Origin of the sequence: Achromobacter sp. NFACC18-2 (genome assembly GCF_900108985.1) — a bacterium.
In the GTDB taxonomy this organism is placed as follows: Bacteria; Pseudomonadota; Gammaproteobacteria; order Burkholderiales; family Burkholderiaceae_B; genus Achromobacter.
On the sequence record NZ_FNYM01000021.1, the window covers coordinates 23,933 to 38,776 of the forward strand.

Sequence of the window (14,844 nt, forward strand, 5' to 3'; positions counted from 1 at the left end):
TCAGGGTTGCAGGTGTTCCGCGACCGGGCCCAGGGCCAGCGCGGGCACATAGGTGAGCGCGCCAACCAGCAGCACGGCGCCGATCAGGAGCGTCACGAAAAGCGGGCCCGTGGTCGGCATGCTGCCGGGGCCGGCGGGCAAGCGGCGCTTGGCGGCCAGGGAGCCGGCCATGGCCAGCACGGCCACGATCACGGCGAACCGGCCGAACCACATCGCGATGCCCAGCAGCACGTTGTAGAACGGGGTGTTGGCCGACAGTCCGGCAAAGGCGCTGCCGTTGTTGTTAGCGGCCGACGAGAGCCCGTAGAGGATTTCCGAGAAGCCGTGGATGCCGGGGTTCAGCACGCCGGCCTGACCGGCCGACAGGGAGACGGCCAGGGCCGTCCCGCCCAGCACCAGCACCGGCGTGGCCAGGATGACGATGGAAACCATCTTCATGTCGAAGGCTTCGATCTTCTTGCCCAGGTATTCCGGCGTGCGTCCGATCATCAACCCGGCGATGAAGACGCCCAGGATCGCAAAGGCCAGCATGCCGTACAGGCCCGAGCCGACGCCGCCGTACACCACCTCGCCCAACTGCATCAGCAGCATGGGGGACAGCCCGCCCATCGCCGTCAGCGAGTCGTGCATGCCGTTCACCGCGCCGCAGGAGGCCGCGGTGGTGATCGTGGCAAACAACGAGGTCGCGCCGATGCCGAAGCGGGTTTCCTTGCCTTCCATGTTGCCGCCGGGCGTGGTGACGCCGGCCTGGATGGCCATGGGATTGGCCTGCTGCTCGAACCACGCGGTGGACAGGGCGAATGCCACAAACAGCGCCGTCATCGCCGCCAGGACCGCGATCCCCTGGCGCCGGCTGCCCACCATTTCGCCGAACGTAAAGCACAGCGCGGCGGGTATCGACAGAATGGCCAGCATCTGCAGGAAGTTGGACAGGGGCGTGGGATTTTCGAACGGGTGCGCCGAATTGGCGTTGAAGAAGCCCCCGCCGTTGGTGCCCAGCAGCTTGATCGCTTCCTGCGACGCGACCGGTCCCATGGCGATCAGTTGCGTATTGGCCGTGACCGGGTCGGTGACCGCGTTGCCGGCCGCATCCAGGACCGGCTGGCCCTGCGCATCCAGGCGCGGCGCGTCGTAGCGCACGGCTTCGACCGTCTGGACCTCCTGGTACGGGCTGACGTTCTGGATCACGCCCTGGCTGACCAGCGCCAGCGCCAGCACGAGCGAGAGCGGCAGCAGTACGTAGAGCGTGCAGCGGACCATGTCGGTCCAGAAGTTGCCCACCGTGGCGGAACAGTGCCGGGCGAGCCCGCGGATCAGCGCGAACAGCACGGTGATGCCGGTCGCGGCCGACACGAAGTTCTGCACCGTGAGCGCCAGCATCTGGGTCAGGTAGCTCATGGTCGACTCGCCGCCATAGCCCTGCCAGTTGGTGTTGGTGACGAAGCTGATCGCCGTGTTCAGCGCGGAGTCCGGCGTCACGGCGCCCATGGCGGCGGGATTCAGGGGCAGGGCGCCCTGCAGGCGCTGCAGCGCGTAGACGGCCGCGACGCCGATGATATTGAAGGCCAGCACGGCCAGGGCATAGCGCTTCCATCCCATTTCGGCCTGGGGATCGACCCCCGCCAATCGGTAGATGCCGCGCTCGATCGGCCGGCCCCAGGCGGTCAGGCGGGAGCGGCCATCTTCCATGGCGATGCGGATGTAGCGCCCGAGCAGGGGCGCGATCGCAAGCAGGACCGCAAGGTACAGGCCCAGCAGCCCGAGGTATTCGGGAGTCATCAGAATTTCTCCGGTTTGAACAGCGCGACCAGCAGGTACACAAAGAGGAACGCGGCCGTCAGGCCGCTCAACCAATAGAGCCCGTTCATGGCTGGGCTCCAGTGGACAAGGCGGCGCAGAAGCGCAGCAGGCCCCAGGTCAGCCCGGCCATCGCGGCGAAGAGGGCGATATAGATGAGATCCACGTTTTTCTCCCCGGGAGGCGTGCTCCCTTCGAATGACAGCCTGCGCGGCAAGGGTGGATGCGCGCCGGGCAGGCGAAGTAACCCGTCAGCAGACGGCGGCCAGCAGTCAGCGGTCGCCAATCAGGACACGGGCAGGTTACGGAGCGGGGGATAAAAACGGGGTATAGCTTCGGAGGCGGGGTGTAAACAGGATATAAAGACGGCCGCTCGGACAGCGGGGGGCGCCGTGCCCGGATTCGGGCATCGGGCGCGGCACCGGCTTGTGGCGCGCCGCCATCCGGCATGCTCACTATCTGAGCAACGCTCAAGATCTAGGCCGAAAGCCGGGGTAAAACCCGGGAAAAATCCCAATATTTAGTACGGGAGGCCGAAATTGCACTTATATGGTGCATGGAATATGTAAATGAATGCTCCGTCTTAGGGCATTCCCCTAGTGTGACATTCCCGCATCTGGTGCAGAATCTCTTCCCATGCAGGTGAGGAGACAAAGCCCTGCATGGGCAAATACCGGCGGCACCGGTACATAAAAAAAGTAAAGCAGTACTCAAAAAAAGCAAACGCACAACGGCTGGCACCAGGAAGTGCCAGCCGTTGTCGCATAAAAAGCCGGCATTTCCCGATTCAGGGCTTTTCAAGCGCTGCGTTTCGCGATATTCAGATGGGATCTGCTCATCCAAGCTATGCCGCAAACGCGCCTTCCTCCATCCCCGACATCCGTCACGCCCTATTGGCGCCGTAACCGGCGGCTGATCCTGCTGCTGCTGGTCGCCTGGGCGGCGCTGACCTTCGTTCCTTCCTATCTTGCGCGCAGCCTGAGCTTCGATTTCATCGGCTGGCCCTTCGCCTTCTGGATGGCCGCCTATGGCGCCCCGCTGGCCTATCTGATCATCATCGCCGTCTACGCCCGGGTCATGAATCGCGCCGATGAGCGCGCCGAAGAAACCGGGGAGCCGCGCTGATGCCGTTTTTCAGCGGAGACACGCCGCATCAGTTCCGCATCCGGCTGCGGCGCATCTATGTGCTGTACACGGCGGGCTTCGCGCTGATGATCCTGCTGATGGCGCTGGCCGAGATCCTGGGCATGCCGCGCAATTGGATCGGGTATGTGTTCCTGCTGGTCACCGTCAGCCTGTACGCCGGCATCGGCATTGTCTGCCGCACCTCCGACCAGGTGGAGTATTACGTGGCGGGGCGCCGGGTGCCCGCCATCTACAACGGCATGGCCACGGCCGCGGACTGGATGTCAGTGGCGTCCTTCATCGGGGTTGCGGGCACCCTCTACCTGACCGGCTACGGCGGACTGGCCTACATCATGGGCTGGACCGGCGGCTACGTGCTGGTGGCCATGCTGCTGGCGCCCTACCTGCGGCGCTTCGGCCAATACACCCTTCCCGATTTCATGGGCGCGCGCTATGGCGGCAACCTGCCGCGCCTGGCCGGCGTCGCCTGCGCCATCCTCTGTTCGTTCACCTACCTGGTCGCCCAGATCTACGGCGTGGGCATCATCACCACGCGCATGACCGGCATTTCCTTCGAACTGGGCATCTTCGTGGCGCTGGGGGGCATGCTGGTCTGCTCGTTCCTGGGCGGCATGCGGGCGGTCACGTGGACGCAGGTCGGGCAGTACATCATCCTGGTCATCGCCTATCTGGTGCCGGTGATCTGGCTGTCGGTCAAGCACACCAACATGCCGCTGCCGCAACTGTCGGGCGGCGCGGTGCTGCAGCAGGTCACCGAGAAAGAGGTCTACCTGCGCAACGACCCGTCCGAGATCGAGGTGCGCCGGATCTGGCAGGAGCGCGCCGACCAGATGTCGCGCCGCCTGGAGGCGCTGCCCGATTCCTGGACGCTGGAAAAGGACAAGCTGCGCAGCCGGCTGGCGCAGTTGAACGCCGGCGACGCGCCCATGGTCGAGATCCGGTCGGCCGAGCGCGAGCTGGCCGCCTACCCGCCCACGATCGAGGACGCGCGCGTCACCTGGTCGCAGGCCAAGGCGACCTTCGAGGCCCGCGCCGCGCCGCCCACGCCTCACGCCGAACCCTTCCCGGCGGAGGATCCCCAAGAGCGCAGCAACACGCGCATCAATTTCCTGGCGATGGTGCTGTGCCTGATGCTGGGCACCGCGGGCATGCCGCACATCCTGATGCGGTCCTATACGACGCCGTCAGTGATCGAGGCCCGCAAGTCGGTGTGCTGGTCGCTGCTCTTTATCCTGCTGCTGTATTTCATGGCGCCCGCGCTGGCGCTGCTGGTGAAATTCGAGATCTACACCCAGGTCGTGGGATCGAATTTCCTCAGCCTGCCGAACTGGGTGCATGCCTGGAGCGCGGTCGACACGAACCTGCTCGACGTCTCAGACATCAACCGCGACGGCGTCGTGCAGCTCAGCGAGATCAGCATGGGGGCGGACGTGGTGGTGCTGGCCATGCCCGAGATCGGGGGCCTGCCCTATGTGATTTCGGGGCTGGTGGCGGCGGGTGGGCTGGCCGCGGCGCTGTCCACGGCCGACGGGCTGCTGCTGACCCTGTCCAACTCCCTGTCGCACGACATGTGGTATCGCGTCGTCTCGCCCCGCATGTCGGCCGCGCGCCGGGTGATGGTGTCCAAGATCCTGCTGCTGGTGGTGGCCTTCGGCGCGGCGTGGGTGGCGGCGCGCAAGCCCGCGGACATCCTGTTCATGGTCTCGGCCGCGTTCTCGTTCGCGGCCTCGTCGTTCTTTCCGGCGCTGGTCATGGGCGTCTTCTGGCGGCGCGCCAACAAGTGGGGCGCCACACTGGGCATGGCGGCCGGCCTGGCCGTGACGTTTGCCTACATGACGCACACGCATCCGTGGCTGCGGGAATCGGTGCTTGGCATTGCGCGCACGCAGCCGGTGGACCTGTGGTGGGGCATCCAGCCCATCGCGGCGGGCGTCTTCGGCGCGCCGGTGGCGTTCCTGACGATCGTGGTGGTGTCGCTGCTGACGCCGCCGCCCGACCGGGCGACGCTGGCGCTGGTGGACTACCTGCGCAATCCGGGCCCGGGCAACCCGCCTCCCAATAGTCACTAGGGGGCAGGGCAGGCGGCCGGACCGCGGTTGCGCGGATCGGCGCACGATGCCCAGGCGGCGTCGGGCATGGCCTGCAACAGGGTCAACACCTGGCCGGGGGCCCAGAGCCACTGCACCCGGCCCGGATGGCGGCCCGCGGCCGCCCAGACGCGCTGCCGTGCGTCGGCGCTCATGTCGAATCGCCCGCCGTCGCCGCTGTTGCCGCTGGCCAGCACGGAGGACGGATCGCGCCTGGCGTCGTAGACGTCGGCGCCGGGGCGCCGCTGCACGATGGCCCAGTCGTAGTGGTAGGACCCCAGGGCGGGGGGCTGCCAGGCCGGTCCCGGCAACACCAGCACCCGGTGCTCGGTCTGCACGGCGCGGTACGGCAGCGCGGACGTCACGACTTTTCCGTCCGCGCCTTCGCGGACCGGGCGCAGGTAGCGCTGCACGGGCTGGCCCGTGGCGTCATGGACGATGACCTCGCTCGCGTCGCCGTTTTCCGGCGCATGGCGGATGGTGCGCAGGAGGCGGCCGGACGCGTCATGCACATAGCTTGCCACTGGCCGCCATGTGCCCTTGCCCTCGCAGTCGCCGTCGGCCAGTTGCGCCAGCCAGCCGTTGTCGTCATAGCGCAGGCATTGGCGGACGGCGGGATTTGCGCGGCCGTCCCAGGTGCGCGAGCGCAATTCGTAGCCGGTCAGCCGGCCGGACGGGTCATAGCGAAAGCGCGTTTCGTTGTCCGGCGGCGGCAGGGCCGTGCCGGGCGAGGCGCGCGCCTCGTCCACGCGACGCGGACTGTATTGGGCGATGCCGCAAAGATGCCGGATGCCGTCGGCGCCGCGCTCGAAGCGCAGCACCGTGACGCCGATGCGGGCGGCGGGGTCGGCGGCGTAGACGGACCAGTCCACGCTTTCGGCCCAGATCACGGGCTTGGCGCGCGGCCCGGGCTGCTCCTGCACCTCCACCTGCACCGGCGGCAGCCAGGCCCGGATGCGGGAGCCGTCCAGACCCAGCAGGGTGTTCGTGTCGTCCAGCCGGATATCCGCGATGATTGTCTGGCGGTCGCCGGCGGCCAGCGGCGCGCACAGCGCCCAGCTCAGGCCCGGGAACGCGGACAGCGCGGCCAGCGTGGCCGCGGTAAGCAGGCGCAAGGCCGGATCAGTGCGCGGCATTGTGCAGCCAGGTGACCAGGCCCCACAGCTCGGCGCTGACGCCGCCCAGCCGCAGGGCCCCTTCGCGGGACTCCATCAGCAGGAAGGGGTAGGCCTTGCGTTCGAACGTGCCCGCGGGCGGCAGCCGGTACGGGGTGAACTCGCCGGACGAGAGCAGATAGGTATTGGTCATGTCGCCCACGTCCACGTGCAGGTACCAGACGGTCAGGTCCGTGCGGGCGAGCGTGTCGTCCGTTTCGGGATAGCGGCCGCCCTGGCCGGCGGGGATGCCGCTCTCGAGCACCCCCATGAAGACCGGACGCGGTCCGTAGTGCGACCGATACGCGCCGTCGCCGGTCTGGCGGGCGAAGGCCCCGCGGATGAAACCCGCCCCGCGCGAACCGGGCACCACGGACCGCTCGAACAGGGCGTCCAGTTGCGCGTCGGTCAGGGGCTCGCGGGTGGCCGCCAGCCGGTCCATGTCCTGCGTGAAGACATTCAGCCAGGCGCGATAGCGTTTGAGTTCGGCGGCGCGGTCGAATTCCTGGGCCATGGCGTTGCCCGCCAGCAGCCAGGCCAGGCACAGGCAAGCCGTCAGCACACGCCGCAGGGTGCCCGGCGCCCGGAAGCCCGGCGCCCGGATGCCCGGCGCCCGCAGGCACTGCGCGAGGATCGCCGCGCCCGCCATCAATGCGAAACGGACTTCGAGAAGACGTTCATCACCACCACGCCGGCGATGATGAGGCCGATGCCGATGAGCGCGGGCGTATCCAGGTGCTGCTTGAACAGCACGGCGCCCACGATGGAAATCAGCACGATGCCGACGCCGGACCAGATGGCGTAGGCAATGCCCACGGGAATCTCGCGCAGCGTCAGCGACAGGAAATAGAAGGAGATGAGGTAGCCGAAGACGGTGATCACCGAGGGCACGAGGCGCGTGAAGCCCTCGGAGCCCTTGAGCGCGCTGGTGGCGAAGATCTCGGCGACGATCGCCACGGCAAGGTACAGCCACTTCATTTGCGCGGTCCCTCGGACTGCCGCAGCAACACCAGCAGGGCGCCGGCGCCGCCTTCGCGTTCGGGCGCCTCGGAGAACGCCATCACCTCGGCTTTCTGGACCAGCCAGGTGCGCGCCTTGTCCTTGAGCACCGGCTCCAGGCCTTCGGAGTTGTAGCCCTTGCCGTGCACGATGCGCACGCAGCGGATGCCGTGTTCCTGGCATTCGTCCAGGAACGACAGCAGGGCATGGCGGGCCTGTTCGACACGCAGCCCGTGCAGGTCCAGTTCCGCGCCCGCGCGCCACTGGCCGCGCCGCAGGTTGCGCGCGGTGTCGGGCGCGACATCGCCGCGCACGAAGGCCGTGCCGCCTTCCGACAGCAGGTGCGTGATCTCGCCGCCATCGGACACGCCCGCATCGGCCCGGGTGGGCGTTTCGCCCAGCGCATTGGCGCGGCGCAAGGCGGGCGCGGGCTCGGCGACGGGCTTGTGCGCGACGCGTGCCGCGTGACGGATCGGCGTGACGGACTTCATCGAGCGCTTGAACGCCGCCAGATCGTCCTCGGGGGGCGATTCCTTCGGGGCCTTGGCCACCACCGCCCGCGCCGGAGCGAGGGCGGCGCGCTCGCGCTCGTCCTGCAGGTCCTTCTTCAGGCGTTTCAGGTCGGCCAGGCCGACCTTACTGCCCCGCATTCTCCAACCACCGCTGAGCATCCAGGGCGGCCATGCAGCCGGTGCCGGCGCTGGTGATGGCCTGGCGGTAGACGTGGTCCTGCACGTCGCCGGCGGCGAACACGCCGGGCACCGAGGTCATGGTGGCCATGCCGGACAGGCCGCTCTTGGTGACGATGTAGCCGTCCTTCATATCGAGCTGGCCCTGGAAGATTTCCGTGTTGGGCTGGTGGCCGATGGCGATGAACGCGCCCGTGACGGCCATGTCTTCGGTGGCGCCAGTGTCCACGTGACGGACACGCACGCCGGTCACGCCGCTGTCGTCGCCCAGCACTTCTTCCAGCGTGTGGAACAGCTTGAGTTCCATGTTGCCGTTTTCGACCTTGCTCATGAGCTTGTCGACCAGGATGGGCTCGGCGCGGAACTTGTCGCGGCGGTGGATCAGGGTGACCTTGCGGCAGATGTTGGACAGGTAGAGGGCTTCCTCGACGGCCGTATTGCCGCCGCCAACCACCACCACGTCCTGGTTACGGTAGAAAAACCCGTCGCAGGTGGCGCAGCCCGACACGCCGCGGCCCATGAAGGACTGCTCGGACGGCAGGCCCAGGTACTTGGCCGAGGCGCCCGTCGCGATGATCAGCGCGTCGCAGGTGTAGATCTTGCCGGTGTCGCCGGTCAGGGTGAAGGGGCGCTTGGAGAGGTCGACCTTGGCGATGTGGTCGAACAGCATTTCCGTGTTGAAGCGTTCGGCGTGCTTCTGGAAGCGCTGCATCAGGTCCGGACCCTGCACGCCGTCCGCGTCGGCCGGCCAGTTGTCGACATCGGTGGTGGTCATGAGCTGGCCGCCTTGGGCCAGACCTGTAACAAGAACAGGGTTCAAATTGGCGCGTGCCGCATAGACGGCCGCCGTGTAACCGGCGGGGCCGGAACCGAGTATCAAAACTTTAGCGTGCGTAGGCGTGGACATGGGCGGGTATCTTTAGGGTAACGCCCAATTATAATGAGCCGCATGCCGCGTATCTCCACTGCTTCTCCGCGCGCCTCGCGCAACACCCGCAACGGACCCTCGCCGCTGCAAACGCGCATTTCCGCGTTGCTGCGCGAAGCCCGCTGGATCCTGTTTGCCGCCCTGGCGGCCTGGCTTACCCTGGTGCTCGCCACCTGGAGCGCGTCCGACCCCGGTTGGTCGCACTCGGTGCCGGGCGACGTGGTGCGCAACCAGGGCGGCCGGCTGGGCGCCTATCTGGCGGACATCCTCCTTTATTTGTTCGGTTTTTCGGCCTGGTGGTGGGTCGTCCTGCTGCTGCACCGCGTGCGCGCCGGCTACCGCCGTCTGGCGGCGCAGTTGCGCGTGGCCAACAGCAAGCAGCCCGAAGTGCTGCCGCGCGTCCACTGGGAAGAAGGCATCGGCTTTTTCCTGCTGATGGTCGGATCGCTGGGCATGGAAGCCCTGCGCCTGGCCAGCCGCGGCACCCATCTGCCCGGCGCATCCGAAACCGCCAGCGGTGCGGGCGGGGTCATCGGCCAGATGCTGTCCGACCTGATCGGCAACAGCATCGGCTTCACGGGCGCGACGCTGGCGTTTCTGGTCATGCTCGCGATCGGACTCAGTCTGTTTTTCTCGTTCTCCTGGCTCGCGGTCGCCGAGCGCGTGGGGGCCTGGCTGGAAGGCCTGGTCCGCAAGGTGCGCAATTCCTATACCGCCCGCCAGGACCGCAAGGTCGGTGAAGTCGCCAAGACCGTGCGCAATGAGCAGGTCGTCGCCAAGCAGGAAAAGCTGGTGCACGAGCAGCCGGTCCGCATCGAGCCGGCCATCACCGTGGTGCCCAAGTCCGAGCGCGTCGAAAAGGAAAAGCAGCAGTCACTGTTTTTTGCGCCCGCGCCCGGCGCCGAAGGCGACCTGCCGGCCATCAGCCTGCTGGATCCGCCCCTGAACAACCAGGAAACGGTCTCGGCCGAGACCATCGAGTTCACCTCGCGCCTGATCGAAAAGAAGCTCGCCGACTTCGGCGTGTCGGTCACCGTGGTGGCCGCGCAGGCCGGCCCGGTCATCACCCGCTACGAAATCGAGCCGGCCACCGGCGTCAAGGGCAGCCAGATCGTCAACCTGGCCAAGGACCTGGCGCGCGCGCTCAGCCTGGTCAGCATCCGGGTCGTGGAAACCATTCCCGGCAAGAACCTGATGGGCCTGGAATTGCCTAATCCGCGCCGCCAGATGGTGCGCCTGTCCGAAATCCTGGGCTCGCAGACCTACCACGCCAGCCATTCGGTGGTGACCATGGCGCTGGGCAAGGACATCGCCGGCAATCCGGTGGTCGCCGACCTGGCCAAGATGCCCCACCTGCTGGTGGCGGGCACCACGGGTTCGGGCAAGTCCGTCGGGATCAACGCCATGATCCTGTCGCTGCTCTACAAGGCCGACGCCTCGCACACGCGCCTGATCCTGATCGATCCGAAGATGCTCGAAATGAGCGTCTACGAAGGCATTCCGCACCTGCTGGCGCCCGTCGTCACCGACATGCGCCAGGCGTCCAACGCGCTGAACTGGTGCGTCGGCGAAATGGAAAAACGCTATCGCCTCATGAGCAAGATGGGCGTGCGCAACCTGGCGGGCTACAACACCAAGATCCGCGACGCCATCAAGCGCGAGGAACCGATCCCCAATCCGTTCTCGCTGACCCCGGACCAGCCCGAGCCCCTGGCGCCGCTGCCCACCATCGTGGTCGTCATCGACGAGCTGGCCGACCTGATGATGGTAGTCGGCAAGAAGATCGAAGAACTCATCGCCCGCCTGGCCCAGAAGGCGCGCGCGGCCGGCATCCACCTCATCCTGGCCACGCAGCGTCCCAGCGTGGACGTGATCACGGGCCTGATCAAGGCCAACATCCCGACGCGCATCGCGTTCCAGGTGTCGTCCAAGATCGACTCGCGCACCATTCTTGACCAGATGGGCGCGGAAACCCTGCTGGGCCAGGGCGACATGCTGTACATGCCGCCGGGCACCGGCCTGCCGGTGCGCGTGCACGGCGCCTTCTGCAGCGACGACGAGGTCCACCGCGTCGTCGAAAGCCTGAAGGCGCAGGGCGAACCGAACTACGTGGAAGGCCTGCTCGAAGGCGGGCTGGAAGGCGACGGGGCCGAGGGCGCCAGCAGCGTCACCGGCATCGGCGGCGATGCGGAATCGGACCCCATGTACGACCAGGCCTGCGAGGTCGTGCTCAAGCACCGCCGCGCGTCCATTTCGCTGGTGCAGCGGCATCTGCGGATTGGTTACAACCGTGCGGCCCGGTTACTTGAGCAGATGGAGCAATCGGGTATGGTGTCGGCGATGCAGTCCAATGGCAACCGCGAGATCCTCGTTCCCGCCGCTGCCGCCGCCCGAGAGGAAGCATGATGAAGACGTTTACCCGCCTGGCCGCCGTCGCGCTGCTGGGCCTGTCGCCGGCCCTGGCGCTAGCCGCCAGCGCGCAGGAACAGTTGCGCGCCTTCGTGTCCACGGTCACGTCGGCCACCGGTTCGTTCTCGCAGTACACCGTGAACAACCAGGGCCGCACGCAGCCCGCGCAGACCGGGGTGTTTTCGTTCCAGCGTCCCGGCAAGTTCAAGTGGGCCGTGCAAAAGCCCTACGAACAGCTGGTCATCTCCGACGGCCGCCAGGTGTTCCAGTATGACCCCGACCTGGCCCAGGTCACCGAGCGCAAGGTCGACGCGGCCATCGGCACGTCTCCGGCCGCGATCCTTTTTGGGTCTGGCTCGCTCGAACAATCCTTCGATGTCTCCGCGCTGCCGGCCAAGGACGGCGTGGACTGGCTGCGCGCCAAGCCGCGCACGGCAGACGCCGGCTTTTCCCGCGTCGACATCGGCATGAAAGACAACCTGCCCGTGCGCGTGGAACTGCTGGACTCATTCGGCCAGACCACCCGCGTGGACCTGTCCGGCATCCAGGCCAATCCGCAATTGCCCGCCAAGGAATTCCAGTTCGCCGCGCCCAAGGGTGTGGATGTGGTGAAGATGTAGGGGCGGCGTGGGGGCCAGCCCAATTCAAAATGCCCGGTGGAAACCGGGCATTTTTGTTTTGAATGCGGTGTCTGGCGCCAGCCCCCTCGGGGGCCAGCTAGCCCACGTTAGTGGGTGCGGCGTGGGGGCCGCCCCGCCGCCGGGCCGCCCCAAGGCGGGGCAGCCCCCTCGGGGGGCAGCTAGCCCACGTTAGTGGGCGCGGCGTGGGGGCCCTTATACGCCACACAATCCACTTCCACCTTTGCATCCACCACCAGGCTTGACTGCACGCACGCTCGGGCGGGCGGGTTTTCGCCGAAGTATTCCTTGAAGACCTTGTTGAACGACGCGAAGTCGCGCGCGTCGTCCAGCCAGACGCCGCAGCGCACCACGTGTTCGGGGCCGTAGCCGGCTTCCTTCAGGATGGCGAGCACCTGCTGGATGGCCTTGTGGCTTTGCGCCACGATGCCGCCTTCGATCACTTCGCCGTTGTCCATCGGCACCTGGCCGGAAACGTACAGCCAGCCGTCGGCCGCGACGGCGCGGGCGAAGGGCATGTGCGAGCCGCCCTGGCCGGTGCCGCCTGCCACGCCGTAGCGGGTGATGCCGTTGTTGTCGGGAGTGGGGGTCGCGCTCATGATGGTTCTCCTGGTGGGATAGGGAATCGGCGGCTGGGGTCAGCCCGCGCCAGGCCGGGGATAGGACGCGCGCAGGTCGCCATTGCGCGGCAGCCAGCGGCCGGCGCGCTCGCCGGTGGCCTGGCCCTTGCGATACGACAGGACGCCGTTGACCCAGACGCCTTCGATGCCTGCGGCGGTCTGCACCGGCGCGGCAAAGGTGGCGCGGTCGATGACGGTGTCCGGATTGAACAGCACCAGGTCCGCGTGGTAACCCTCGCGCACCAGGCCGCGCTCGGCCAGGCCGAAGCGCGCGGCCGACAGGCCCGTCATCTTGTGCACCGCCTGCGCCAGCGGGAACAGTCCCACGTCGCGGCTGTAATGGCCCAGCACGCGGGGAAAGGCGCCCCACAGGCGCGGATGCGGCATGGGATCGTTCGGCAGGCCGTCCGAGCCCACCATCGTGAGCCGGTGCGACAGCACGCGGCGCACGTCGTCCTCGTGCATGTTGTGATAGACGGCGCCGGCCGGCTGCAGGCGTTGCGCCGCCTCAAGCAGCGTGACGCCCCAGTCGGCCGCGATGGCCGCCAGCTTGCGGCGGGCCTGTTCCGGATGCGGCTCGGACCAGGTGATGTCGATGTCGAACTCGTCCGTGACCTGCTTGAGGTCCAGCGTGGACGAGCTGGCGGAATAGGGATAGCAGTCGCAGCCCACGTGCTGCATGCGGCCCGCGTTCTCCAGCTTGAACAGCACCTCCTTCGTGCGGCCCCAGTTGCCCGCGCCGGCGCACTTCAGGTGCGACACGACCACCGGCACGCGGGCATGCAGCGCGATGTCGAACGCCTCCTGCATCGCCTCCAGGATCGCGGCGAATTCCGACCGCAGGTGCGTGGTGTACAGCGCGCCGAACTCGTCCAGCGTCTCGGCCAACAGCTTGACCTCGGCCGTGTCGGCGTCGAACGCCGAGGCATACGCCAGGCCGGTGCTCAGGCCGATCGCGCCGTGCGCCAGGGCGTCGTGCAACTGGGCGCGCATCGCCATCACTTCGTCGTGCGTCGCGGACCGGTCCAGCCGGTCCATGTGGTTGTTGCGCAAGGCCGTGTGGCCCACCAGCGCGGCCACGTTCACCGCGGGGCGCGCGGCGTCGATCGCGCGGGTGTAGTCGGCAAAGGTGGGGTACTGGAAATCTTCCCGCTTGCCCAGCAGGTTCATCGGGTCCGGCGGGTCGGCCCGCAGCGTGACGGGCGACGCGCTGATGCCGCAATTGCCCACCACCACGGTCGTCACGCCCTGCGACAGCTTGGGCAGCATGTCCGGCGTGCGGATGACGTTGGTGTCGTCGTGGGTGTGCACGTCGATGAAGCCGGGCGCCAGCGCCAGGCCGGTGCCGTCGACAATCTGGCGCGCCGGGGCGCCGGGCAGGTCGCCGATGGCGGCAATGCGGCCGTCGGCCAGCGCCACGCTGGCGCGGATTTCCGGGCCGCCGGTGCCGTCCAGGATCCGGACGTTGCCTATGAGGGTGTCGTACATCTTGGGTTCCAGATCAATCGCCCAGCGGCAGGCGGTTCGGCCCGCCCCGGTGCTCGTCCAGCGCCAGCTTGATGCGGCGCAGGCGTTCGCGGTTTTCTTCCTGGTTCAGCATGGCCAGTTCGGTCGACAGCAGATCGATGGCCAGCATCATCGCGTAGCGCGAGGCGGACGGCTTGTAGATGAAGTCGGTCTCGTCGGTGCGGATCGGCAGCACCACGTCGGCCAGCCCGGCCAGTTCGGACGACGCGTCGGTGATGGCGACGATGCGCGCGTTGTATTGCTTGACGATGCGCGCCGCGCCCACGATCTCGGGCGTGAGGCCCGACGCCGACAGCACCAGCACCGCATCGCGCTCGTCCAGCGTGGCCGCCACCATGCGCAGCAGCACGGCGTCGCTGTACACGGCGATGGGATAACCCAGCCGCACCAGGCGCGACTGGACTTCCTGCGCCAGGACGGCCGACGCGCCGCCCATGCCGAAGACGTAGATCATGCGCGCGCCATCCACGATGGACGCGGCCGCTTCGAAGAGCGGCTCGGTGAAGGTCGGCAGGTGCGCGCGCAGCGTGCTTTCGATGTCGGCGTAGATGCGCGCGTAGAACGTGCTTTCCTCGGCCGGCGCGCTGGGATCCAGGAAGCGGCTGCCCACCGTGCTGGCCTGCGCCAGCTTCATTTTCAGGTCGCGCGTGTCGTCGCAGCCGACCGTGCGTGCGAAGCGCGAGATCGTGGCGATGCTGACGCCCGCCTTGGCCGCCAACTGGTCGACGGTGGCGCTGGCGCTCCAGATAATGTCGTCCAGGATGGCGTCGGCCACCTTGCGTTCGGTCACGCTCAATGCGTCCCGCCGACTGCGTATCTGGAAGACGATGTCGCGGATGATGTTCATGTG

At 67.5% G+C, this 14,844-nt stretch carries 14 protein-coding genes; 4 read left to right on the forward strand and 10 right to left on the reverse strand.

Annotated elements, in window-relative coordinates; translation table 11 throughout:
• Complete coding sequence (gene kdpA / locus BMW75_RS25525) at positions 1 to 1,779, reverse strand: potassium-transporting ATPase subunit KdpA (protein ID WP_092582377.1); 1,779 nt, start codon at positions 1,777 to 1,779, stop codon at positions 1 to 3.
• Positions 1,779 to 1,868, reverse strand: a complete 90-nt coding sequence (gene kdpF, locus BMW75_RS25530; RefSeq protein WP_076519108.1) for a K(+)-transporting ATPase subunit F — start codon at positions 1,866 to 1,868, stop codon at positions 1,779 to 1,781. Before kdpF ends, kdpA begins: the two co-directional genes overlap by 1 nt.
• A 775-nt stretch (positions 1,869 to 2,643) precedes the next feature.
• Here kdpF and BMW75_RS25535 point away from each other — a divergent pair.
• Together BMW75_RS25535 and BMW75_RS25540 are read left to right on the forward strand one after the other, a co-directional pair.
• Entirely contained in the window at positions 2,644 to 2,922 is a 279-nt protein-coding gene (locus BMW75_RS25535; RefSeq protein ID WP_092582378.1) for a DUF4212 domain-containing protein, read from the forward strand.
• Positions 2,922 to 5,012, forward strand: a complete 2,091-nt coding sequence (locus BMW75_RS25540) for a sodium:solute symporter family protein (RefSeq protein ID WP_092582379.1) — start codon at positions 2,922 to 2,924, stop codon at positions 5,010 to 5,012. The genes BMW75_RS25535 and BMW75_RS25540 overlap by 1 nt, the downstream gene beginning before the upstream one ends.
• Here BMW75_RS25540 and BMW75_RS25545 read toward each other — a convergent pair.
• From BMW75_RS25545 to trxB, 5 genes are read right to left on the reverse strand one after another with little or no spacing between them, the layout of a single operon-like run.
• The gene (locus BMW75_RS25545; protein WP_092582380.1) at positions 5,009 to 6,166 is read right to left on the reverse strand and encodes a hypothetical protein; all 1,158 of its coding nucleotides are present in this window, start codon (positions 6,164 to 6,166) and stop codon (positions 5,009 to 5,011) included. The genes BMW75_RS25540 and BMW75_RS25545 overlap by 4 nt on opposite strands.
• A complete protein-coding gene (locus tag BMW75_RS25550; protein ID WP_254792129.1) occupies positions 6,153 to 6,833 on the reverse strand; it encodes a hypothetical protein in 681 nt (226 codons plus the stop codon). Before BMW75_RS25550 ends, BMW75_RS25545 begins: the two co-directional genes overlap by 14 nt.
• Positions 6,833 to 7,162: a DMT family transporter gene (locus tag BMW75_RS25555; RefSeq protein ID WP_056321352.1), complete on the reverse strand. Its 330-nt coding sequence runs from the start codon at positions 7,160 to 7,162 to the stop codon at positions 6,833 to 6,835. The genes BMW75_RS25550 and BMW75_RS25555 overlap by 1 nt, the downstream gene beginning before the upstream one ends.
• The gene (locus tag BMW75_RS25560) at positions 7,159 to 7,833 is read right to left on the reverse strand and encodes a Smr/MutS family protein (RefSeq protein ID WP_092582381.1); all 675 of its coding nucleotides are present in this window, start codon (positions 7,831 to 7,833) and stop codon (positions 7,159 to 7,161) included. The genes BMW75_RS25555 and BMW75_RS25560 overlap by 4 nt, the downstream gene beginning before the upstream one ends.
• Positions 7,820 to 8,779: a thioredoxin-disulfide reductase gene (gene trxB, locus BMW75_RS25565; protein WP_092582382.1), complete on the reverse strand. Its 960-nt coding sequence runs from the start codon at positions 8,777 to 8,779 to the stop codon at positions 7,820 to 7,822. Before trxB ends, BMW75_RS25560 begins: the two co-directional genes overlap by 14 nt.
• 42 nt (positions 8,780 to 8,821) lie before the next feature.
• Here trxB and BMW75_RS25570 point away from each other — a divergent pair, with 42 nt between their 5' ends.
• Positions 8,822 to 11,206, forward strand: coding sequence for a DNA translocase FtsK (locus BMW75_RS25570; protein ID WP_092582383.1), 2,385 nt, complete (start codon positions 8,822 to 8,824; stop codon positions 11,204 to 11,206).
• Positions 11,206 to 11,829: an outer membrane lipoprotein chaperone LolA gene (gene lolA, locus BMW75_RS25575; protein ID WP_371467667.1), complete on the forward strand. Its 624-nt coding sequence runs from the start codon at positions 11,206 to 11,208 to the stop codon at positions 11,827 to 11,829. The genes BMW75_RS25570 and lolA overlap by 1 nt, the downstream gene beginning before the upstream one ends.
• A gap of 179 nt (positions 11,830 to 12,008) precedes the next feature.
• Here the strand turns inward: lolA and BMW75_RS25580 are convergent, their stop codons facing one another.
• From BMW75_RS25580 to BMW75_RS25590, 3 genes are read right to left on the reverse strand one after another with little or no spacing between them, the layout of a single operon-like run.
• Positions 12,009 to 12,446 (reverse strand): RidA family protein, encoded by a 438-nt coding sequence (locus BMW75_RS25580; protein ID WP_076519117.1) that lies wholly within the window; start codon positions 12,444 to 12,446, stop codon positions 12,009 to 12,011.
• A 39-nt stretch (positions 12,447 to 12,485) separates the two neighbouring features.
• The gene (locus BMW75_RS25585; protein WP_092582385.1) at positions 12,486 to 13,955 is read right to left on the reverse strand and encodes an N-acyl-D-amino-acid deacylase family protein; all 1,470 of its coding nucleotides are present in this window, start codon (positions 13,953 to 13,955) and stop codon (positions 12,486 to 12,488) included.
• Between the two features lie 13 nt (positions 13,956 to 13,968).
• On the reverse strand, positions 13,969 to 14,841 hold the full coding sequence (locus BMW75_RS25590; RefSeq protein ID WP_076519119.1) for a MurR/RpiR family transcriptional regulator: 873 nt from the start codon (positions 14,839 to 14,841) through the stop codon (positions 13,969 to 13,971).
• Between the last annotated feature and the right edge of the window lie 3 nt (positions 14,842 to 14,844).

What these genes read in the sequence shown, in the direction of transcription:
- lolA (WP_371467667.1), top strand. Translation starts at nt 11,206, where the DNA reads ATGAAGACGTTTACCCGCCTGGCCGCCGTCGCGCTGCTGGGCCTGTCG.
- BMW75_RS25580 (WP_076519117.1), bottom strand. Translation starts at nt 12,446, where the DNA reads ATGAGCGCGACCCCCACTCCCGACAACAACGGCATCACCCGCTACGGC.
- BMW75_RS25560 (WP_092582381.1), bottom strand. Translation starts at nt 7,833, where the DNA reads ATGCGGGGCAGTAAGGTCGGCCTGGCCGACCTGAAACGCCTGAAGAAG.
- BMW75_RS25550 (WP_254792129.1), bottom strand. Translation starts at nt 6,833, where the DNA reads ATGGCGGGCGCGGCGATCCTCGCGCAGTGCCTGCGGGCGCCGGGCATC.
- trxB (WP_092582382.1), bottom strand. Translation starts at nt 8,779, where the DNA reads ATGTCCACGCCTACGCACGCTAAAGTTTTGATACTCGGTTCCGGCCCC.
- BMW75_RS25585 (WP_092582385.1), bottom strand. Translation starts at nt 13,955, where the DNA reads ATGTACGACACCCTCATAGGCAACGTCCGGATCCTGGACGGCACCGGC.
- BMW75_RS25535 (WP_092582378.1), top strand. Translation starts at nt 2,644, where the DNA reads ATGCCGCAAACGCGCCTTCCTCCATCCCCGACATCCGTCACGCCCTAT.
- BMW75_RS25545 (WP_092582380.1), bottom strand. Translation starts at nt 6,166, where the DNA reads ATGCCGCGCACTGATCCGGCCTTGCGCCTGCTTACCGCGGCCACGCTG.
- BMW75_RS25570 (WP_092582383.1), top strand. Translation starts at nt 8,822, where the DNA reads ATGCCGCGTATCTCCACTGCTTCTCCGCGCGCCTCGCGCAACACCCGC.
- kdpA (WP_092582377.1), bottom strand. Translation starts at nt 1,779, where the DNA reads ATGACTCCCGAATACCTCGGGCTGCTGGGCCTGTACCTTGCGGTCCTG.
- BMW75_RS25555 (WP_056321352.1), bottom strand. Translation starts at nt 7,162, where the DNA reads ATGAAGTGGCTGTACCTTGCCGTGGCGATCGTCGCCGAGATCTTCGCC.
- kdpF (WP_076519108.1), bottom strand. Translation starts at nt 1,868, where the DNA reads ATGAACGGGCTCTATTGGTTGAGCGGCCTGACGGCCGCGTTCCTCTTT.
- BMW75_RS25590 (WP_076519119.1), bottom strand. Translation starts at nt 14,841, where the DNA reads ATGAACATCATCCGCGACATCGTCTTCCAGATACGCAGTCGGCGGGAC.
- BMW75_RS25540 (WP_092582379.1), top strand. Translation starts at nt 2,922, where the DNA reads ATGCCGTTTTTCAGCGGAGACACGCCGCATCAGTTCCGCATCCGGCTG.